Origin of the sequence: Leisingera sp. McT4-56, assembly GCF_020514995.1 — a bacterium.
Taxonomy (GTDB): domain Bacteria; phylum Pseudomonadota; class Alphaproteobacteria; order Rhodobacterales; family Rhodobacteraceae; genus Leisingera; species Leisingera aquaemixtae_A.
In genome coordinates, this window is the sequence record NZ_JAJALF010000005.1 from 47,285 (window position 1) to 66,484 (window position 19,200).

At 63.0% G+C, this 19,200-nt stretch carries 15 protein-coding genes; 9 read left to right on the forward strand and 6 right to left on the reverse strand.

Annotated elements, in window-relative coordinates; genetic code table 11:
- Window positions 1-31 precede the first annotated feature (31 nt).
- Complete coding sequence (locus LHL23_RS08410; protein WP_226429509.1) at window positions 32-1,009, reverse strand: Bug family tripartite tricarboxylate transporter substrate binding protein; 978 nt, start codon at window positions 1,007-1,009, stop codon at window positions 32-34.
- Between the two features lie 156 nt (window positions 1,010-1,165).
- Here LHL23_RS08410 and LHL23_RS08415 point away from each other — a divergent pair, with 156 nt between their 5' ends.
- The 7 genes from LHL23_RS08415 (at window position 1,166) to lpdA (ending at window position 10,201) form a co-directional block, all read left to right on the forward strand.
- Window positions 1,166-1,837, forward strand: coding sequence for a response regulator transcription factor (locus LHL23_RS08415; RefSeq protein WP_226429510.1), 672 nt, complete (start codon window positions 1,166-1,168; stop codon window positions 1,835-1,837).
- Window positions 1,830-3,221: a sensor histidine kinase gene (locus LHL23_RS08420; RefSeq protein ID WP_226429511.1), complete on the forward strand. Its 1,392-nt coding sequence runs from the start codon at window positions 1,830-1,832 to the stop codon at window positions 3,219-3,221. Before LHL23_RS08415 ends, LHL23_RS08420 begins: the two co-directional genes overlap by 8 nt.
- Window positions 3,218-4,258: an ABC transporter substrate-binding protein gene (locus LHL23_RS08425; protein WP_226429512.1), complete on the forward strand. Its 1,041-nt coding sequence runs from the start codon at window positions 3,218-3,220 to the stop codon at window positions 4,256-4,258. Before LHL23_RS08420 ends, LHL23_RS08425 begins: the two co-directional genes overlap by 4 nt.
- A 1,055-nt stretch (window positions 4,259-5,313) precedes the next feature.
- Window positions 5,314-6,549 (forward strand): 3-methyl-2-oxobutanoate dehydrogenase (2-methylpropanoyl-transferring) subunit alpha, encoded by a 1,236-nt coding sequence (locus LHL23_RS08430; RefSeq protein ID WP_222477720.1) that lies wholly within the window; start codon window positions 5,314-5,316, stop codon window positions 6,547-6,549.
- A gap of 1 nt (window position 6,550) precedes the next feature.
- Window positions 6,551-7,564: an alpha-ketoacid dehydrogenase subunit beta gene (locus LHL23_RS08435; RefSeq protein ID WP_226429513.1), complete on the forward strand. Its 1,014-nt coding sequence runs from the start codon at window positions 6,551-6,553 to the stop codon at window positions 7,562-7,564.
- 3 nt (window positions 7,565-7,567) lie between these two features.
- Window positions 7,568-8,842, forward strand: a complete 1,275-nt coding sequence (locus tag LHL23_RS08440; RefSeq protein ID WP_226429514.1) for a dihydrolipoamide acetyltransferase family protein — start codon at window positions 7,568-7,570, stop codon at window positions 8,840-8,842.
- Window positions 8,843-10,201, forward strand: a complete 1,359-nt coding sequence (gene lpdA / locus LHL23_RS08445; protein ID WP_226429515.1) for a dihydrolipoyl dehydrogenase — start codon at window positions 8,843-8,845, stop codon at window positions 10,199-10,201. It abuts the gene before it with no gap.
- A 102-nt stretch (window positions 10,202-10,303) separates the two neighbouring features.
- Here lpdA and LHL23_RS08450 read toward each other — a convergent pair whose 3' ends face one another.
- From LHL23_RS08450 to LHL23_RS08460, 3 genes are all read right to left on the reverse strand, one after another.
- Window positions 10,304-11,068 (reverse strand): slipin family protein, encoded by a 765-nt coding sequence (locus LHL23_RS08450; protein ID WP_222477728.1) that lies wholly within the window; start codon window positions 11,066-11,068, stop codon window positions 10,304-10,306.
- A gap of 1 nt (window position 11,069) precedes the next feature.
- Window positions 11,070-12,518 carry an NfeD family protein gene (locus LHL23_RS08455; RefSeq protein ID WP_443986806.1) on the reverse strand — a complete coding sequence of 483 codons (1,449 nt, stop codon included), beginning with the start codon at window positions 12,516-12,518 and terminating at the stop codon, window positions 11,070-11,072.
- A gap of 265 nt (window positions 12,519-12,783) precedes the next feature.
- Window positions 12,784-13,596 (reverse strand): hypothetical protein, encoded by an 813-nt coding sequence (locus LHL23_RS08460; protein WP_226429517.1) that lies wholly within the window; start codon window positions 13,594-13,596, stop codon window positions 12,784-12,786.
- Window positions 13,597-13,863: 267 nt separating this feature from the next.
- Between LHL23_RS08460 and LHL23_RS08465 the strand changes: the two genes are divergently transcribed.
- On the forward strand, window positions 13,864-14,781 hold the full coding sequence (locus LHL23_RS08465; protein WP_226429518.1) for a LysR family transcriptional regulator: 918 nt from the start codon (window positions 13,864-13,866) through the stop codon (window positions 14,779-14,781).
- An 81-nt stretch (window positions 14,782-14,862) separates the two neighbouring features.
- On the opposite strand, the gene LHL23_RS08470 is transcribed toward LHL23_RS08465, so the two are convergent.
- Entirely contained in the window at window positions 14,863-16,446 is a 1,584-nt protein-coding gene (locus tag LHL23_RS08470) for an ABC transporter substrate-binding protein (protein WP_226429519.1), read from the reverse strand.
- Between the two features lie 131 nt (window positions 16,447-16,577).
- Here LHL23_RS08470 and pdxR point away from each other — a divergent pair, with 131 nt between their 5' ends.
- Window positions 16,578-18,101: a MocR-like pyridoxine biosynthesis transcription factor PdxR gene (gene pdxR, locus LHL23_RS08475; RefSeq protein WP_226429520.1), complete on the forward strand. Its 1,524-nt coding sequence runs from the start codon at window positions 16,578-16,580 to the stop codon at window positions 18,099-18,101.
- A gap of 75 nt (window positions 18,102-18,176) precedes the next feature.
- On the opposite strand, the gene LHL23_RS08480 is transcribed toward pdxR, so the two are convergent.
- The gene (locus tag LHL23_RS08480; RefSeq protein ID WP_226429521.1) at window positions 18,177-19,199 is read right to left on the reverse strand and encodes a GlxA family transcriptional regulator; all 1,023 of its coding nucleotides are present in this window, start codon (window positions 19,197-19,199) and stop codon (window positions 18,177-18,179) included.
- Between the last annotated feature and the right edge of the window lies 1 nt (window position 19,200).

The window sequence follows — 19,200 nt, forward strand, 5'->3', positions numbered from 1 at the left end:
TGCTGCGATCCGCCAGCCGGCCCAGAGCAGGTTATTTAATGATGCCGATCTCTTTGGAAATCGACTGGATCTGGGCGACTGAACCGGCCACAAACTCCTGGAAGGCTGCGCCCTGCAGGTCCAGAGGCGCCAGACCGTTGGCGGCCATCACCTCTTTCCATTCGTCGGAGGCGTAGAGATCGCCGATCTTCGACACCCACGCATCGTAGGCTTCATCCGACATTCCGCCAGGCGCGTAGAAACCGCGCCAGTTGGCGCCGATGGCATCGACGCCCTGTTCCTTGGCGGTTGCAAATTCGGCGAATTCGCCCGGCAGCCGCTCCGGCGACAGCACCGCGATCACCTTGATATCGCCAGAGTCGACAAATCCCTTGGCCTCGGAGATGTCACCGGTGAAGGCCTGCACCGATCCGGCCAGCAGTTGGGTGACCGCCTCGCCGCCGCCGTCAAAGGCGATGTATTTCACGCTGCGCACATCTTCGATGCCATAGGCGCTGGCGGCAATCAGAACCTTCAAGTGGTCCCAGCCGCCAACCGCTGAGCCGCCTGCAACGGAAACCGATGACGGATCATTCTTGATGACATCAAGCAGCTGCGGCAGCGTTTCAACTTCGCTGTCGGCAGCAACGGCAATCACACCATAGTCGGCGCCGATGGCCGCCAGCCAGCGCACCTGGTCCATGCTGTTGCCCGGATAAGCGCCCTGCGCCAGCCGGGTGGCGGTGGCGCTGGAGGCGGCAACGATCAGGCTGTTGTCGTCCGCGCGCTTGTTGACCACTTCGGCAAAGGCCACGCCGCCGCCGCCGCCGGCCAGGTTCACGACCTGCATGGTTTTGTCGATCAGCCCAAGATCCTGCAGCGACTTGCCAACCTGGCGGCAGGTGAAGTCCCAGCCGCCGCCCGGGTTGGCCGGGGCGATGCACTCGGGATTTTCCTGTGCGCCCGCGGCAAAGGCGGACAGCGACAGGGCGGCAGCGGCAAACAGGCCGCGGGTGACGGTGAATTTCATGCGTTCCTCCTCAGGTCATGGCCGGCACACTCCCTAGCGCCGGATTTCCCCCGCAAGAAATTGCTTTGGCAGCCTGTTCTCTGCGGGTTAGACATGTTTACCCACGGAAGCTGTCATCAACCTGTCGCCGGTTTCAGCAAAGCGGAGTGCCGTAAGATGCGGGTCTTGATGGTGGAAGATGCAGAAGATCTGGCCGAGGGCGTGATTGCCCATCTGGCCCGCTGCGGTATTGTCTGCGACTTGGCCCCGGACATCGAAAGCGCCCGCGATTGCCGTGCCGTCCAGAATTACGATGCCGTTATCCTCGACATCAACCTGCCGGACGGTTCCGGCCTGTCTCTGCTGCGCGAGATGCGCCGGGCGGGCGATCCGGCGCCGGTGCTGATGCTGACTGCTCTGACCTCGGTGGATGACCGGGTGGCGGCGCTGGATCAGGGGGCGGATGACTACCTTGGCAAGCCCTTCGAACAGCGCGAGCTGGAGGCGCGGTTGCGGGCACTTGTCCGGCGTCAGGCGGACCGAAAGGAGGAGCAGATTATTCTTGGCTCACTGGCGTTTGTTCCGAGTGACCGCAGCGCCCGGCTGAACGGCCGCCTGTTGGAACTGACCCGGCGCGAGGCGGCGCTGCTGGATATGCTGATCCGCCATCAGGACCGCTACCTGTCAAAATCCCGGCTCTACGACTCGCTATATGGCTTTGACGATGCCGACGTGGGCGAAAACGCGATCGAGCTGTATATCGCCCGCCTGCGAAAGAAAATCGCAGGCAGCGATGTGAGCATCGCAACCCAGCGGGGGGTCGGCTACCGGCTGCACCTGAATGGCTGAGTCGCGCCCGCCGCTCACCCTGGCAACCCGGGTGCTGGGTGCGGTGCTGATGATCCTGCTTTTGGGCGGGCTGCTGGTTTCCGGATCGGCCTGGCGCAATGGCCAGCAGGCAGCCCGGCAAGCCTATGACCGGATCCTTCTGGGTGCGGCAAACGATATTGCGGAGTCGGTCCGCATTCAGGCCGGCGTCCCCGTCGCCGATCTGCCGGTCTCGGCTTTCCAGCTTCTGGCCCAGGCGCCTGAGGACCGCATCTATTATGCCGTTCATGGACCCGGGCAGATGTTCATCACTGGCGTCGATCCTGGCACCGAAATCCACGCGTCTGAGCCTGGAACTGACGGGCCGGGGTATTTCGACGCGGCGCTCAACGGTGAGCCTGCGCGGTTTGTCCGGGTCACACGCCGCTTTGCGGAACGCGATTTCTCCGGCCCGGTTGAAGTTGTGGTCGGCCAGACCCTGCGGGCGCGCAAGGCGATGACGGCGGATCTGATGCTTGATGCGCTGTGGCCGATGGCAGCAGCGGGGCTGGCGCTGATGGTCATGGCCTGGGCGGTCATCCGCACCGCCCTGCGGCCGCTGGGTGCAATCACCGAGGACCTGGCCCGCCGCGACCCTTATGATCTGACGCCGATTGCTACCGGCCGCCTTCCGCGGGAACTACAGGTGGTGCTTGGCGCCATGAACCGTTTCATGGGGCGTCTGGACGGGCAGGTTGAGGTTATGCGCAACCTCATTTCCGACACCGCGCACCAGTTGCGCACCCCGGTGGCCGCAATCCGGGTGCAGGCGGAGACAGCCGTTGCCGAACCCGATGCTGCCGCCCGCCACCGTGCCTTGGACCGGCTGCTGGCGCGCACCCGCTCGCTGGGCAGCCTGCTGGATCAGCTTCTCAGCCGCGCGCTGGTGGTGCACCGCACCGACAGCGCACCGCGCCTTCCTGTCGACCTGCGCGAGGTGGCACTGGAAATCATGGAGCGCAACGACCACGCGCTGCTGGCACCCGGCAGCGACCTGCGGCTGGAAATCGGCGAGGAGCCCGTGATGGTGCGCGCCGATGCCTTTTCCCTTGGCGAGGCGGCTGGCAACCTTCTGGGGAACGCGCTGCGGCACGGCACCCCGCCGGTGGCCATCGGCGCAAAACGGCGCGGCGGCGATGCGATCCTTTGGGTGCGCGATGCCGGCCCCGGCCCGGCCCCTGCGGTTCTGGCACAGCTGGGCAGCCGGTTTAACCGCGACGCAGGTACCCAGGAAAGCAGCAGCGGCATCGGCTTGTCGATCGTCAACTCGGTGGCCGCCGCCTTTGGCGGCAGGGTGGAAATGGCGCGCAAAGAGGGCGGCTTTTGCGCAGCGCTGGTCCTCCCGGCAGAAGGGGGCACGCCATGATGCTGGTGTGGCGGATGCTGATGTTCCTTGCGGCGCTTTTCCCAGCGGCGGCTGTCTCGCAGGAAGCGACCGCGCGCTACGGAAACGGCCCGGTGCAATTCTTGCTGCGCTCCACCACCGACAACACCATCATCCGCCCGGTTATCGAGCGTTTCGCAGAACTGAACCCTCAGCTGGCAATCACTTACGAGCAATGGGGCTCCAACGCGCTCTTTGCCCAAAGCCGCGCCGATTGCCAGGAGGGCAGCGTGCCAGCCGACGCGATCCTGTCTTCGGCGGTGCAGCAGATGGTCTGGCTGGTGAATGCGGCCTGTGCCCATCCGTATCGCTCGCCCGCAGCGCTGGCGTTGCCACCGTCCCGCCGCTGGCGCGACGAACTGTGGGGGATAACCACCGAGCCTGCAGTCATCGTCTACAACAAGCAGCTGCTAGATGGCGCCGAAGTGCCGCGCAGCCGCTTTGCCTTGCTTGATGCGCTGCGGGCCAAACCCGGTCTTTACCGCGGCAGGATCGCAACCTATGACATCGCCGCCTCCGGACTTGGCTATCTGTTTGCCTACAGCGACAGCCTGGAAGCAACAACCTTCGGAGCCCTTCTGGAAAGCTTTGCCCGGGTCAATGCCGTTGCCACGTGCTGTTCGGCTGAGATCATCGCCGGCGTGGCCGAAGGCCGCTTCCTGATCGCCTACAACGTGCTGGGATCTTATGTTGCAAATGCGTCAGCGCCCGAGGTCGGCACCATTCTGCCCGAGGATTACACGCTTGTGCTGTCCCGCGCATACATGATCCCTAAAACGGCCCGGCAAAAAAACGTGGCGGCTAAGCTTCTTGACTTCCTTCTGAGTCCAGAAGCGCAGGAATTGCTGGCCAATGCGGGCCTTGTCACCGAGATTGATGCCATTGACTCCGGCCTTTCTCCCAGTGCCCGCAGGTCCATTCCCCTTGCGCCATCTTTGCTTGTTGCGCTTGACGGCAACAGGCGGGCACTGCTGCTCGATTTCTGGAGTGACGCTTTTGGCCGAAGTGATGGCCCCTAAACCGCCACCGGGACAACAGGATCCTTGTAAGCGGCCTGTGAAGGGGGGGCTCAAGACCTGTTGGCCCCAGTTTGAAATTCGCATCCGAGTCTCACCATGTGCCGCGCTCCTTTGAACGCAGTTTCACGAAAGTGCGCGATGACGAGCTTTTGAAGATTTCTCAGAAGGCGAAAATGCAGTATGCCAAGCTACTGCAGCTTGCCCGCATTTGCATTGCACAGGTGAAGGCATGCTGGGCAATTGAAAAACGGCACAGAAAACTTATTGGGTTCTCAGCCTGAAGACGCTGCATCAAGCCAAGGGTGAGCAGACAGCACAATGTGCTTTTCTCAAGGGTAGAGCTTCAGGGAAACTAGCCAGGCGCAATATTTCTGAGCTGCTCACTTCTCCTCCGCCCGATCAGGTTTGAACGCTTGATCGGCATTGGCACTGAATTTGTTCCCAAAATGCTGCGCTGTCACAGGTAGGGCCAAAACGGCAAACTAAACTAGGCTTTGTGTCGTGTCTGTCTCAGCGCGCTGGATAGTGAGCGGGGTATCAGGCATGGTGACGCGCCATTCCTTGCAGCGATACGGCTATGCAATTCACTAGGAGCGAATTTGGATCCTTTTTTTGTCGGTCTGCGCATGCGTAACGGCGATCGCCGCCAGGTCCTCGCGCTGCTTTTGCGTTACCCCTGTCACCGCTCAAGAGAACATGTCTCCGCCTCCAATTCTTGTGGGTGATGATGCGCCCGAACTTCTGCTGAGCACAAAATCAGGCCAAGTTGAAAGTGAATAGCCGCTTTGCCGTTCTGCGATGCGGCAAGGCGGCGGTTTGCTGAATGTTCACTAGTGTCCCGCGCGTTTTTTTGGGAGCAGCGGGCATCTGGCCGGTACGGGCCGCTGTGGCAGAGCTGCAGCACAACCGTGGTAACCAATAATTACCGGACTATGTGATAAAAAATGAGGCAGCGTTAGCGGCGCGGGCAGGGGGTTAAGACCCGGGCCGCCAGCCCGGCAATGAACAGCCTGCTGGAATTGTTCCAAGGCTGCCGCAAGTCAGAAAGGTGCAGTATGACCAGCGACATCAGCCCGCTCTCCCTGAATGTTCCTGAACCGGGCTGCCGCCCGGGAAATACCCCTGATTTTTCCGACTTTGAAATCCCCCGCGCTGGCGCCGTTCCGCGGCCGCCGGTGGACGTGGATCCGGATGCGATCCGCGATATGGCCTTCTCCATCGTGCGCGTGCTCAACAAGGACGGCGAGGCGGTTGGCGAATGGGCGGGTGCGCTGAGTACAGAAGAGCTGCATGAAGGGCTGCGCCACATGCTGCTGCTGCGGACCTTTGACGCGCGGATGCTCAACGCCCAGCGGCAGGGCAAGACCAGCTTTTACATGCAGCACTTGGGAGAGGAGGCGGTCAGTTGCGCCTTCAGCCGCGCGATGGAGCCGGGCGACATGAATTTCCCGACCTACCGCCAGGCAGGGCTGCTGATCGCCCGCGGCTATCCGATGGTCACGATGATGAACCAGATTTACTCCAACGCCGAGGACCCGCTGCACGGCCGTCAGTTGCCGATCCTCTACTCCTCCAAAGAGCACGGGTTCTTTACGGTTTCCGGCAACCTCGGCACCCAGTTCATCCAGTCGGTCGGCTGGGCCATGGCATCGGCAATATCCGGCGACACCCGGATCTCGGCTGGCTGGATCGGAGACGGTTCCACCGCGGAAAGCGATTTCCACGCGGCCATGGTGTTTGCCTCGACCTACAACGCGCCTGTGGTGCTGAACATCGTCAACAACCAATGGGCCATTTCCACCTTCCAGGGCATCGCCCGCGGCGGGGTCGGCACCTTTGCTGCCCGCGGTCACGGGTTTGGCATTGCCTCGGTCCGGGTAGACGGCAACGACTACCTGGCGGTCCATGCGGTGGCGAAATGGGCTTGCGAGCGGGCCAGGCGCGGCCACGGGCCGACATTGATCGAACACGTGACATACCGCGCTGGCGGCCATTCCACCAGCGACGACCCCTCCGCATACCGGTCCCGGCGCGAGGCTGCAGCCTGGCCGCTTGGCGATCCGGTCGAGCGGCTCAAGAAGCACCTGATCGCCATAGGGGAATGGAGCGACGACCGCCATAAGCAGGCCGAGGCCGAGGTGCTAGCCACCGTGGTGGCCGCTCAGAAGGAAGCCGAAGCAATAGGCACACTGACGTCCGGTAAGACGCCCAGCCCGCGCGACATGTTCGAGGGCGTCTATGAAACCATGCCGCCGCATCTGATCCGGCAGCGGCAGGAGGCGGGGTTCTGAGATGGCGCAGATGACCATGATCGAAGCCATCCGCGAGGCGCATGACGTGGCGATGGCTGCGGATGAGAGGGTGGTTGTCTTTGGCGAGGATGTCGGATTTTTCGGCGGCGTGTTCCGCTGCACCGCAGGCCTCCAGGAAAAATACGGTAAGTCCCGCTGCTTTGATGCGCCGATCAATGAATCCGGCATCGTTGGCGCCGCCATAGGCATGGCGGCCTATGGGCTGAAGCCGGTGATCGAGATCCAGTTCGCGGATTATGTCTACCCAGCCTATGACCAGATCGTCTCAGAGGCGGCGCGGTTGCGGCACCGCTCTAACGCCGATTTCACCTGCCCGCTGGTGATCCGCATGCCCACCGGCGGCGGCATTTTCGGCGGCCAGACCCACAGCCAGAGCCCGGAGGCGCTGTTTACCCATGTGTCAGGGTTGAAGGTGGTCATGCCCTCAAATCCGCGCGACGCCAAGGGGCTGCTGCTGGCGGCCATTGCCGACCCGGATCCGGTGATCTTTTTCGAACCCAAGCGGCTTTATAACGGCCCGTTCGACGGCCACCACGACAAACCGGTGGAAAGCTGGAAGAACCACCCGCTGGGGGATGTTCCCGACGGGGACGGTATCGTGCCCCTAGGCAAGGCGGCGATCCGCCGTGAAGGCGCGGATGTGACGGTTCTGGCTTATGGCACGATGGTTTACGTGGCCGAAGCCGCGGCGCAGGAAACCGGGGTGGACGCGGAAATTATTGACCTGCGCAGCTTGCTTCCGCTGGACCTGGATGCGGTCACAGAGTCGGTGCAGAAAACCGGCCGCTGCGTGATCGTGCATGAGGCTACCCGTACCTCGGGCTTCGGTGCTGAACTTATGTCTCTGGTGCAGGAAACCTGTTTCTACCACCTCGAAGCGCCGATCATCCGGGTGACCGGCTGGGACACGCCGTACCCGCACGCGCAGGAATGGGAGTATTTTCCTGGACCTGGCCGGGTCGGTGATGCGCTGAAGAAAGTCATGGAGGACTGATCCATGGGGATTTTTGAAATCCGCCTGCCCGATGTAGGGGAAGGCGTTGCCGAGGCGGAGCTGATCGAATGGCATGTGAAGCCGGGTGACATCGTCAGGGAGGACGACATCCTGGCGGCGGTAATGACCGATAAGGCGGCTGTTGAGGTGCCGTCCTCTGCCGAAGGAAAGGTGCTGGAGCTGGGCGGCGAGATCGGGGCGATGATCCCGGTTGGCGGTGTTCTGGTGCGCCTGGAAGTGGCGGGCGAGGGCAATGCTGCCGCAGCCAATCCTGGCGAGCAGAAGACCGCGCCCGTGGCCAGTCCGAAAGCGGAGCCTGAGACCGAGCCGGAAGCTGAAACTAAGCCAGGCCTGGCTCCGGCGCCTTTGGCAAGGAAGGCGGGACGCCGACCGCCGCGGCCTGAGGGGGCCAAGCCGCTGGCCTCGCCGTCAGTGCGGGCGCGGGCTCGGGCAGAGGGTTTGAACTTGCGCCAGGTGCCCGGCACCGGGACTGCCGGACGCATCAGCCATGAGGATCTGGATAACTGGATAGCTTCGGGAGGCATAAAGCAAGGCGGTGTGACCCGCGGCCGTAACACCGGCGTCGAGGACGTCCGGATCGTCGGCATGCGCCGCAAGATCGCAGAGAAAATGGCTCTGGCGAAACGCCAGATCCCGCATATCACCATCGTCGAAGAAGTGGAGATGGGCGCGCTGGAGGATCTGAGGGCGGCACTGAACAAGAAGCACGAAGGCCAGCGCCCCAAGCTGACGCTGCTGCCCTTCCTGATTCGCGCCATCGTCGAGGCAGTGCGCGAGCAGCCCGGCCTGAACGCGCGTTTCGATGACGAGGACGGGGTGATTCACCGCCACGGCGGCGTGCATGTGGGCATCGCCACCCAGACAGAGCAGGGGCTGAATGTGCCGGTTGTCCACCATGCCGAGGCGGGCAGCCTCTGGGACAATGCCGCCGAGATCCTGCGGCTGTCGGAAGCCGCCCGCGAAGGATCCATCAAGCGGGAGGAACTGACCGGCGGCACCATCACAATTACTTCTCTGGGGCCGCTAGGCGCGATCGCTACCACCCCGATCGTGAACTACCCGGAGGTTGCCATTGTCGGGGTCAACAAGATGCAGATCCGGCCGGTGTGGGACGGGCAGCAGTTCCGGCCCCGCAAGATGATGAACCTCTCCTGTTCCTTCGATCACAGGGTGGTCGACGGCTGGGACGCCGCGGTCTTTGTGCAGAAACTGAAATCCCTGCTGGAAACTCCAGCGATGCTGTTTGTCGAGGGCTGAATGTCTGATTTGAAATGCAAGCTTCTGATCATCGGCGCAGGCCCCGGCGGCTATGTCTGCGCCATCCGCGCGGGCCAGTTGGGCATCGACACCATTGTGGTGGATGAGGCCAAGCCCGGCGGCACCTGCCTGAACGTGGGCTGCATCCCTTCGAAGGCGCTGATACATGCGGCGGAGGAGTTCCACAGGATCGCTCAGGCTCCGCAAGGGCCGCTGGGGATCAGCTGCGGGACGCCAGCGATTGACTTCGCCAAGACAGTGGTCTGGAAAGACGGCATCGTGCAGCGCTTGAACCGCGGCGTCTCGGTGCTGATGAAAAAGGCCGGGGTGCGCTTCGTGCAGGGCCGCGCCCGGTTTCTGGATGGCAAGACGGTGTCGGTGAACGGCAACGGAGACGGCCAAGTGATCCATGCGCAATACATCGTGATTGCCTCCGGCTCTGCCCCGGTTGAGCTGCCTGATCTGCCGTTCGGCGGCTCCATTCTGTCCTCAACTGAGGCTATGGAATTGGCACAGGTGCCAGAAAGCCTCGCGGTGGTTGGCGGCGGCTATATCGGGCTGGAGCTTGGCACCGCGTTTGCAAAACTCGGCGCCAGGGTTACGGTGGTTGAGGCCGAGGATCGGATTCTGCCGCTCTATGACAGAGAGCTGACGCGCCCGGTCGAGGAGCGGCTGAGCGCATTGGGTGTGGCCGTGAAAACCGGAACCAGGGCGCTTGCCTACGAAAACGGCAGCTTGCAAACGGATCAGGGCGATGCGGCAGCGGAAAAAGTGCTCGTGACAGTCGGACGCCGCCCCCGCACAGCCGGAATCGGCATCGAGGAGCTGGCGCTGACTCAAGACGGGCCCTTTGTCAAAATCGACAGCCATTGCCAGTCGTCGATGCGCGGCATTTATGCGATCGGCGATGTAACCGGCGAGCCGATGCTGGCTCACCGCGCCATGGCGCAGGGTGAGATGGTTGCAGAGCATATCGCGGGCCACGCGGTTGAATGGGACAAGCGGGCAATCCCAGCGGTCTGCTTTACCGACCCCGAAGTGGTGGCCTGCGGTGCATTGCCGGGGGAAATCGAGGGCACCGCTGCCACCAATTTTCCGCTGCAGGCTAACGGGCGGGCTCTGACCGGCGAACGCGAGGACGGTTTCATCCGGGTTGTCTGGCGACAGAGCGATCATGCAGTCGTCGGCCTCCAAGCGGTGGGGGCGGGGGTGTCGGAGCTGTCAGCGTCCTTTGCGCTGGCAATAGAAATGGGGGCGTGTCTGGAGGATATTGGCGCAACAATTCACGCCCACCCGACACAGTCGGAAGCCCTTCAGGAAGCTTGCCTGCGGGCGTTGGGCCAGGCTCTGCACATCTGATACTCCGGATCCGGCACCTGGCTCGGGCCGGGCTGCGCGGTCACTCCCGTCTTTGTCCTGTGTCTTGCAGCGGGTCTGTCCGGCTCTCTTGGCGCAGCGGGGTCAGTCCTCCGTTTTTTTCGGCATGGGCAACAGGTCGACCGGCAACGGGAAGACAACTGTGGTGGTCCGGCCCGTTGCGATATCGGTGAGCGCATTGAAGTAGCGCAGCTGCATGGAATTGGGCTGCGTGGCCAGAAGCTTGCCTGCCTCAACCAGTTTGGAGGCCGCCTGGAATTCACCCGCGGCATTGATGACCCGGGCGCGGCGGAGCCGCTCCGCCTCGGCCTGTTTGGCAATGGCGCGGACCATGCTTTCGTCGATATCCACGTGCTTGATCTCGACATTGGCCACCTTGATCCCCCAGGCATCAGTCTGACGGTCCAGAATTTCCTGGATATCGGCATTGAGCTTGTCGCGCTCGGCCAGCATCTCGTCCAGCTCGTGCTTGCCGAGGACGGACCGCAGAGTGGTCTGTGCCAGCTGGCTGACGGCTGCCCGGAAATCCGCAACATTGATGATCGCCCGCTGCGGGTCGACAATGCGGAAGTAGATTACAGCGTTCACCTTAACCGACACATTGTCGCGGCTGATCACATCCTGGCTGGGCACATCCTCGACGAACATGCGCAGGTCGGTCCGCACCAGCTGCTGCACCACCGGGATGATCAGCACAAATCCCGGGCCTGAAACCCGGGTGAACCGGCCTAGAGTGAACAGCACGCCGCGCTCGTACTCGCGGAAAATGTAGATCGCCGCCTGTAGAAACAGCACCAGCAGAACAACTGCTAGCAGATAAGCTGCCCAATCGAAAGTGAGTGCTTCCATGTTATTCTCCCCTGGTTGCCCCCGGCCCGAAACCGGCTTCCGCCGCAACATGCAGTGTGAGACCTTTGATCGCGCCGATGCGGACGTACTGACCGGGCTGCAGATCTAATGCGCCTTTTGCCTGCCAGCGCTCTCCCTCAATCCAGACAAAACCGCTGCCGTCTTTCCAGTCGAGCACTCTGGCTCTGGCGCCAAGCAGCCGCGCGCGGCCCGACACCGGCTGCTGGCGGTAAGTGCGGATCGTGTAGCCCAGCAGCAGCACCAATACCGCGGCACTGGTCACGGCCATGCTGGCAATCAGCCACCAGGAGATCCGGAAGGCGGGTGCATCCGTGTCTACCAGCATCGCCGCCCCCAGCGAAAAGGCGATGAGCCCGCCAAGGCCCAAAACACCGAAGCTGGGCGAAAACGCCTCGGCAACCATAAAGGCCACCCCGATCCCCAGAAGCGCCAGGGCCGCATAGTTGAGTGGCAACTGGTTCAGAGCAAACAGCCCCAGGGTGAGGCAGATCGCCCCTACCACGCCAGGCACCAGGGCACCGGGGTTCCAAAACTCGAAAATCAGCCCGTAGACGCCAAGCATCATCAGCACCAGGGCTACGTTGGGGTTCGATAAAACACTGAGAATGCGGATGACAATGTCCATTTCGACCCGCTCGACCGGCAGGCCAGCAGTGGAAATTTGCTGCCGGGCCTCGCCCATCACCACGCTGCGCCCGTCAGCATCCCGCAATAGCGCGCTAAGGTCTGCGGCAATCAGATCGATGACATTGAGTTCCAATGCCCGGGTTGCGGAAAGGCTTTCGGCTTGGCGTACCGCTCTTTCGGCCCAGTCGGCGTTGCGGCCATGCAGCTCTGCCAAGCTGCGGATCAGCGCGGCTGCGTCATTGGTGGCCTTGGCCTCCAAAGCGGTTTTTGGCGCCGTCGGGCTCCGGTCCGGACTGCCGCCGCCCTCTTGGTCCTTGTCCTGCTCCTCTGCGGGCGGGCGGCCGGGCAGCCCGTCGGGAAGTCCACCGATTGCGACTGGTGTCGCCGCGCCCAGGTTGGTACCCGGCGCCATCGCCGCGACATGGCTGGCATAGAGAATATAGGTCCCTGCGCTGGCTGCATGAGCCCCAGGCGGCGCCACATAGGTTATTACGGGCACCTGCGACTGCAAAATCTGAGAGATGATTTCGCGCATGGCATCGGCCAGCCCGCCAGGAGTGTTCAGTTGCAAAACGACCGCCTCTGTTGGCGCAGTCTGGGCCTGCTGCAGCACCCGCGCAACATGATGAACAGTTGCCGGGCCAATCGGGCCGTCAACTACCGTGTACAGCACATGCCTTTCGGCTGTGTGTTCGTCATCGGCCTGGGCTGTCGGGGGCACAGCTGGAAACAAGCCGAGGACAAAGACGCAAAGCAGAAGAAGCAGTCGTTTCGCAATTCTCATGCGGTTTCTCCACCGCATAATGTAGTGCGGGGAGCTTGCGCCTCAAATCCGGGCTATCCCGCCAGTGTAGACCAGTTTAGCTCCGGCGGGCCGCGTTCCAGGCCGATCCATACCGGATCCAGCCCTGCCATCCCTGGGCTATCGTTGTCTTCGGTGCTGCCGGATAGGTTCGCGTCTAATCTATCAGAGTGCAGCATGAATGCCGCAAAGCCGCACTGGATCGCGTTGATCGGCCATATGCAGCAAGCTGCCGGCGGGCCAGGCGCCGGCAGCGGTAGTTGTGTCAGTCGCCGTTCAGCGGGGTATTCAGAAGTACCGGCTTGTCACCGGACATGCCGATCCATGCGTTGGTGCCGTTCAGTCGGGACCCAGCGATATTGTCCGCGTCAAAGTGGATCTCGAACTGCTCCGGCCCGTGCGCGTAGGCGACAACCAGACCGTATTCCGGGTCCAGGAAGCCGCCGTGCGGGCGGATGCCCGGATAGCTGATACGCCATGCCTCGCCCTCAGGGCCGACGTGGCCCAGCGTCAGCTTGCCGATGACATCGCCGGGCAGTTCAAAAAACCAGACCCAGGGGCCGCCAGAGACAATGGTCATCACCTCGTCAATGCCGGTTCCGTCTTCGGCGTGGTTGATGTGCAGCGGGCCGAATTTCTTGTGGACCCAGACCCGGGTCGCCGCGTCCATCTTGTTCATGTCATAGACCTTGGGGTAGGGCGCAACACCCGGCTCAGAGGTGGTTAGAGAGCCGCCGTTTTCAACCGTCGGTTCACGCCCCGCGGCGGCGATTTCCGCCAGCAGGTCCTCGCGGCTGAGAGCGAAATCGGAGATCAACTGCGCCTCTTCCTCTGCGGTGATCGCGCGGCTGCGGGAAGCCTCAAGGACCGGCAGCGCCTGTGCCGGGATCGCAATGGTGCTGACGCGAACCCCGACGCTGCGGAGCACCGTGTTCACGTCCTCCACACCTATCGTGGCCCAGCGGCCGTCGGTGTACTCCAGTTTCAGGAGGCCGGCGGTGTCCTCAGCGCCGGCAAGCCCCTGGACCGGCAGCCACAACACGGCGGCGGCCACGGCAATTCTAGAGAGCAGTTTCATTGCGGAATTCTCCATTTCAGTTGCGGGGGAAGCGGCCCCGGTCCGGTTGCGGATTGTTTGGCTTGGCGTGCCGGACTGTGCCGATCAGTGGCCGCCTGCCCTGAAAGGTTCTGGACCGGCCAAACGGGGTAGGCTTTTCTGTCAGCATCTTGGCCATGGCATGTTTCCTTGATGACCCAGCAAAGGTAATCCGTTTCCGTTCGATGTATAATCTGGCTATGGTGAAACCTTGTGTTGAAGAAAATTCACCCATTGGGGAGAGAGCAAATGGAAGGAATGGGAGATATCCCGGTGGTTGTGGCAGTTGCCGAAACACAGGGATTTGCCGCGGCGGCGCGGCGGCTGGGGGTTAGCAAATCCGCGGTCAGCAAGCGCATCACCCAGATTGAGAAACGGCTGGGGGCGCAGCTGTTCCACCGCTCCACCCGCAATGTCAGCCTGACCGAGGCTGGCGAGCATTTCTATGCCCACGCGGTGCGGGCGCAGGAGGCGGCGCAGGAGGCTGAGGACAGCGTGCTTGCGCTGCAGGAGGCGCCCAAGGGGCGCCTGAGGTTGAATGTGCCGATGGCCTTCGGGCGATTGCATGTGGCGCCGCTGATTTCCGGGTTTCTGGAGTGCTATCCCGGTGTCTCGGTGGACATGGTGATGGATGACCGGGTGGCCGATCTGTTTGCCGACGGGTTCGATCTGGCGCTGCGCGGCGGGACGCTGGCGGATTCCGCGCTGGTGGCCCGCAAGATCGCGCCCTTGCACAATGTGCTGGTTGCCGCCCCGGCGTATCTGGAGCGCCATGGCGCGCCGGAATCGGTCAGCGGTTTGAGCCGCCACAATTGCCTGCAGTATTCCTACAGCCGGGACTTTCAGGAGTGGGTTTTCAACTGCGGCGGCGAGGTGGAGACCTTCCGCCCCGGCGGCAGCTACAGCGTCAACAATGGCGAAGCGCTGCGAGAGGCGGTTCTGGGCGGGACGGGGATCGGCCGGCTGCCGACTTTCACCACCGGCCCGGACCTGGCAGCAGGGCGGCTGGTGCGGGTGCTGCCGCACTGCCGCCTGCCGTCGCAGACGCTTTATGCCATCTATCCGGAGCGCCGCTACCTACCTGCCAAGGTGCGTGTTTTCATTGATTTTATCCTGGAGCACCTTGGCGGCGACGTGCCGCCCTGGGACCGGGCCACCGGCGTGTGAAGCCAGCTCTGCAAGGCCAGGTGTGAAAGGTTCGGCGGGCAGCCAAGTGAGACTTCCCGCCGCAGTCTTCGGGAAACCAGCTCACAGCAGCCAGGTTTTCACCAGCGCACCGTCATACATCATGCCGCCGCCCGGATCGTTCTCCCAGCCGCCGATCTGCTCGCTGACGCCGTCGATGAAGTCGTTGAACATCGGGATGATGGCGCCGCCCTCGTCGCGCACCAGGATACCCATTTCGCGATACAGTGCAGTGCGCTTGGCGGTGTCGAGCTCCCCTTTGGCCTGCAGCAGAAGCGCGTCGAAATCCTCGCGTTTGAACCGGGTGTCGTTCCAGTCGGCATCGGATTTGTAGGCGGTTGAGAACATCTGGTCCTGCACCGGGCGCCCGCCCCAGTAGGAGGCGCAGAAGGGTTCCTTGTTCCAGACCTCGGACCAGTAGCCGTCGCTGGGGACGCGTTCGATCTGCAGCGGGATGCCTGCCTTGGCTGCGCTCTGCTGGAACAGCGCCGCGGCATCCACCGCGCCGGGGAAAGCGTTGTCGGACACTTTCAGAACAACCGGGCCATCGTGGCCGGACTTCTGGTAGTAGTGGCGGGCCTGATCCGGGTCATAGCTGCGCTGCTCGATATCGCCGGAGAACAGCGGGTAGGCGGCGTTGATCGGCATGTCGTTGCCCACGCTGCCATAGCCGCGCAGCACCTTGTCGACCATCTCCTGCCGATCCACCGCCAGTTTCAGCGCCATCCGCAGATCGTTGCTGGCAAACGGCGCGCTGTCGCAATGCATGAGGAAGCAATAATGGCCGCGGCCTGAGATGCTCTCGATCCGCAGGCCCGGCGCGCGGCCCAGCAGGCCGGCGATCTTAGGCGACACCCGGTTGATTAAATGCACCTGGCCGCTTTGCAGTGCGGCGGTGCGGGCTGTGTCGTCGTTCAGCACCAGGATTTCGATCTCATCCGCGTGGCCGCGGTCCGTATCCCAGTAGTTCGCGAATTTTTTGAAGGCATGGCGGGCGCCGGGTTCATTGACTTCAACCGTGTAGGGGCCTGTGCCGATGCCTGCAGCGGGCGTGTTCATGCCGCCATCCGGCTGCACCACCAGGTGATAATCCGCCATCAGATAGGGCAGGTCGGCATTCGGCGTTTCCAGGGTGACGCTTAAGTAATCGCCGTCCGCCTTCATCGACTCGATACCGCGCATGATGCCCAGGGCGCCAGACTTGCTGTCCTCGTTGGAGTGGCGCTGCATGGTTTTCAGCACGTCTTCCGGTGTCAGCGTCTTGCCGTTGTGGAACTCCACCCCTTGGCGGATCTTGAAAGTCCAGGTCTTGGCGTCGGCGCTGGCCTCGACCGTTTCCGCCAGGCGCGGCACGATTTCGCCCTGCGGGCTGACTTCGACCAGCAGATCGCCATAGGCGGTCAGCACGTTGTTGGCAACCGAACTGGCGGCCAGTGCCGGGTCCAGGCTGTCGGTGCTGGCCCCGCCCTGCAGGCCGGACCGGATCAGCCCGCCCTTTTTCGGGCCTTCCGCCCTGGCGGCGGAGGCCAGCAGGCTGTTGGCGCTGGCGGCGGCAACCCCCAGTGCGCCGAGGCGGCCGATGAATTCGCGGCGGGTCATGAAGCCTTTGACCGCCTGTTCCACATAGTGGCTGATGATGTCGGACATATTGTTTCCCTGCTGGCTGCACCACGGCCCGGACAGGGCAGTACAGCCTGTTTCTGTTCACCCCCCCTGTCAGGGCGGGCCAGGATGTGGTGGCAGAAAATGGTTTTGCCCGCTACGTCCATTTTGGTTAAATGATGCAAACCATTTGGGGGCCGCCAGTGCCGGAGCAGACCAAGCATTTTGCCCCGCTGCCGTTTTTGCAGTTGGACCGCGCATCGGCCACGCCGCTTTATCTGCAGCTGGTCCAGCAGCTGCGCCGGATGATTCAGGATGGCGGTATCAAACCCGGACAGAAGCTGCCGTCGACCCGCTGGCTGAAAGAGCATCAAGGGATTGCCCGCAGCACCCTGGTCGCCGCGTTCGAGCAGCTGGCAAGCGAAGGTTACCTGCAAAGCCGCACTGGGTCCGGCACCTTTGTGAACCCGGAGTTTCCCGGTCTGAATCTCGGCACCGGCAATGCCGCGGAAGCGCCGCAGCCGCCCAGGCTGTCGCAGCGCGGCAGGGCGGCTGCGGAGGGGCTGGATCCGACCTATTTCGACCCGGTCCGGGTGCGCCCGTTCCTGGCCAATGTGCCTGCCATCGACCTGTTTCCGCACAAGATCTGGGGCCGCATAGAAAACCGCATCCGCAACCGGCTGGACAGCAGCATGATGGCCTATGGCCAGCCTGGCGGTTATGCGCCGCTGCGCGAGGCAATCTGCGACCATGTGCTGAACCGGCGCGGCCTGAAATGCAGCCCCGGCCAGGTGATTGTCACCAACGGCTCGCAGCAGTCGCTGAACCTGATTGCCGCGCTGTTGCTCGACCCCGGCGGCAGGGTGCTGATGGAGGACCCCTCCAGCCCGGTGGTGCGGCTGAGCTTTCAGGCCCAGGGCGGAACCGTCGTGCCGGTCCGGGTAACGGAAACCGGCGCCGCGGTTCCCCAGGACGGCCCGCAGACCGACGGCGCGCGGCTGGCCTATCTGACCCCCTCCTGCCAGTACCCGCTGGGAGCGGTGATGCCGATTGCGCAGCGGCTGGAGTGGATGGACTGGGCCCGCCGCAAGGATGCCTGGCTGATCGAGGACGATCTGGACAATGAGTTCATGTTCGGCGGGCGTCCCGATCCGGCGATCTATTGCGACGATCATCAGGGGCGCACGATCTATGTCTCCAGCTTCAACAACGCGCTGTTCCCGTCGCTGCGGCTGGGGTTCATCATTGCGCCCCTGGCCTTGGCCCGTCCGCTGATGGCGCTGAGCGCGATCACCGACCGCGGCCCCAATACCTGGCTGCAGGCGGTGCTGGCGGAGTTCATAAGTCAGGGCCACCTGAGCACCCACATGCGCCGCATGCACAGCGCCTATGTGCGCCGCCGCAGGGCGATGATCAGCAGCTTTGACCGCATCGCCAGCCCGCATGTGTCGCTGCGCCAGAACACCAGCGGCCTGCGGGTGATTGCCGATCTGCCGCCGGGAACGCGGGATATGGACGTGCTGGACAGGCTGGACGGGCAGGGGCTGTCGGCCTATGCGCTGTCGTACTACTGCATGCAGCGGCAGGACTTAAACGGGCTGCTCTTGGGCTTTGGATGCACCCACGAAGATGACATCCCCACCGCAGTTAAAAAACTTTGCGCATGCCTGTCCGCTGGCTTGCCCGCTAAGGAAGGGTGAAGGGCCGGAGCTGCAAGCCGATGCCGCTGACCTGTGCAACCAACTGCGTCTAGCCCGGGACCGTGACAGAAGCCCTTATGGCCTGACCGACGCAATCCGGATGCTGGGATGCGTCCGGGTGGCTTTGCGCTCTTGCGCCGGGGTGACGCCAAACTGTTTCCGGTAGTGCTGGGAGAGCGTGGAGGAGCTTGCATACCCAACTGCATTGGCAATGCTGGAAATGGAGTCCCAGGAAAACAGAACCATCTGGCGTGCCGCCTTCAACCGCTGCCTGCGGTAGTACTCTCCCGGGCTCAACCCCGTTGCCGCGCGGAAACTGCGCTCCAGCTGGCGCGGCGACACGCCGGACATCTGCGCCACATCGCGAATGCAAACCGGCATCTCAATGTTTTTTGAGAATATCGACATCGCCGATTTGACTGCGGGGGGCATCTGGTCGACAGTCCGGTCGCTTTGCAGCACAGGAATTTTCTGACGGGCGCTGCCATTGCGGATCAGTGGGTGCTGGAACAGGCAGGCAACCTCGTTCATGGCGGCCTCGCCAAGTGCGGTGCAGATCAGCCCCAGTGACAGGTCGAACATTGCAGTGGCGCCGGAGACCGTTTGGATATTACCGTCGCGCACGATGAGCCGGTCCACGGCCGTGCAATCGGGAAAGGCCGCTTCAAAAGCGCTGCGGTAGCACCAATGAACGGCGCACCGCCGCCCAGACAGAACGCCGCTGCGGGCCAGAGGAAAGACACCGCCGGAGACCGCGCCCACAGCCACGCCATGCCGCGCCAGGTAGCGCAGGCGTCCCGGGCTCGATATCTGATCCTCAAACTCGGCATCTGGCCCAGACAGGAGGAACAGGCAGTCGAGCCCCTCGGCATTTGCCAGACTGGCGTCTGCGGGAAAAAGGACCCCGGCAGAAGCCGCTGCGTCCGCGCCGGTTTCGGTCACAAGATGCCAGGAAAATACCTGGTGTCCGGCGATCTCATTGGCGGCACGCAGCGGTTCCATTGCCGAGGTCAGGCAGGCCATGGGAAAGCCTGGGAACAGCAGAAAGCCTATGCGGGTAAGCGGGGCAGGATCGAAGCTGTTTGCATGAATTGTCATG

Excerpts from the sequence above, each read along its gene's own strand:
- lpdA (WP_226429515.1), top strand. The coding sequence starts at position 8,843 with ATGTCTGATTTGAAATGCAAGCTTCTGATCATCGGCGCAGGCCCCGGC.
- LHL23_RS08465 (WP_226429518.1), top strand. The coding sequence starts at position 13,864 with ATGGAAGGAATGGGAGATATCCCGGTGGTTGTGGCAGTTGCCGAAACA.
- LHL23_RS08430 (WP_222477720.1), top strand. The coding sequence starts at position 5,314 with ATGACCAGCGACATCAGCCCGCTCTCCCTGAATGTTCCTGAACCGGGC.
- LHL23_RS08410 (WP_226429509.1), bottom strand. The coding sequence starts at position 1,009 with ATGAAATTCACCGTCACCCGCGGCCTGTTTGCCGCTGCCGCCCTGTCG.
- LHL23_RS08425 (WP_226429512.1), top strand. The coding sequence starts at position 3,218 with ATGATGCTGGTGTGGCGGATGCTGATGTTCCTTGCGGCGCTTTTCCCA.
- LHL23_RS08415 (WP_226429510.1), top strand. The coding sequence starts at position 1,166 with ATGCGGGTCTTGATGGTGGAAGATGCAGAAGATCTGGCCGAGGGCGTG.
- LHL23_RS08450 (WP_222477728.1), bottom strand. The coding sequence starts at position 11,068 with ATGGAAGCACTCACTTTCGATTGGGCAGCTTATCTGCTAGCAGTTGTT.
- pdxR (WP_226429520.1), top strand. The coding sequence starts at position 16,578 with ATGATGCAAACCATTTGGGGGCCGCCAGTGCCGGAGCAGACCAAGCAT.
- LHL23_RS08420 (WP_226429511.1), top strand. The coding sequence starts at position 1,830 with ATGGCTGAGTCGCGCCCGCCGCTCACCCTGGCAACCCGGGTGCTGGGT.
- LHL23_RS08460 (WP_226429517.1), bottom strand. The coding sequence starts at position 13,596 with ATGAAACTGCTCTCTAGAATTGCCGTGGCCGCCGCCGTGTTGTGGCTG.
- LHL23_RS08480 (WP_226429521.1), bottom strand. The coding sequence starts at position 19,199 with ATGACAATTCATGCAAACAGCTTCGATCCTGCCCCGCTTACCCGCATA.
- LHL23_RS08470 (WP_226429519.1), bottom strand. The coding sequence starts at position 16,446 with ATGTCCGACATCATCAGCCACTATGTGGAACAGGCGGTCAAAGGCTTC.
- LHL23_RS08435 (WP_226429513.1), top strand. The coding sequence starts at position 6,551 with ATGGCGCAGATGACCATGATCGAAGCCATCCGCGAGGCGCATGACGTG.
- LHL23_RS08455 (WP_443986806.1), bottom strand. The coding sequence starts at position 12,518 with ATGCGGTGGAGAAACCGCATGAGAATTGCGAAACGACTGCTTCTTCTG.
- LHL23_RS08440 (WP_226429514.1), top strand. The coding sequence starts at position 7,568 with ATGGGGATTTTTGAAATCCGCCTGCCCGATGTAGGGGAAGGCGTTGCC.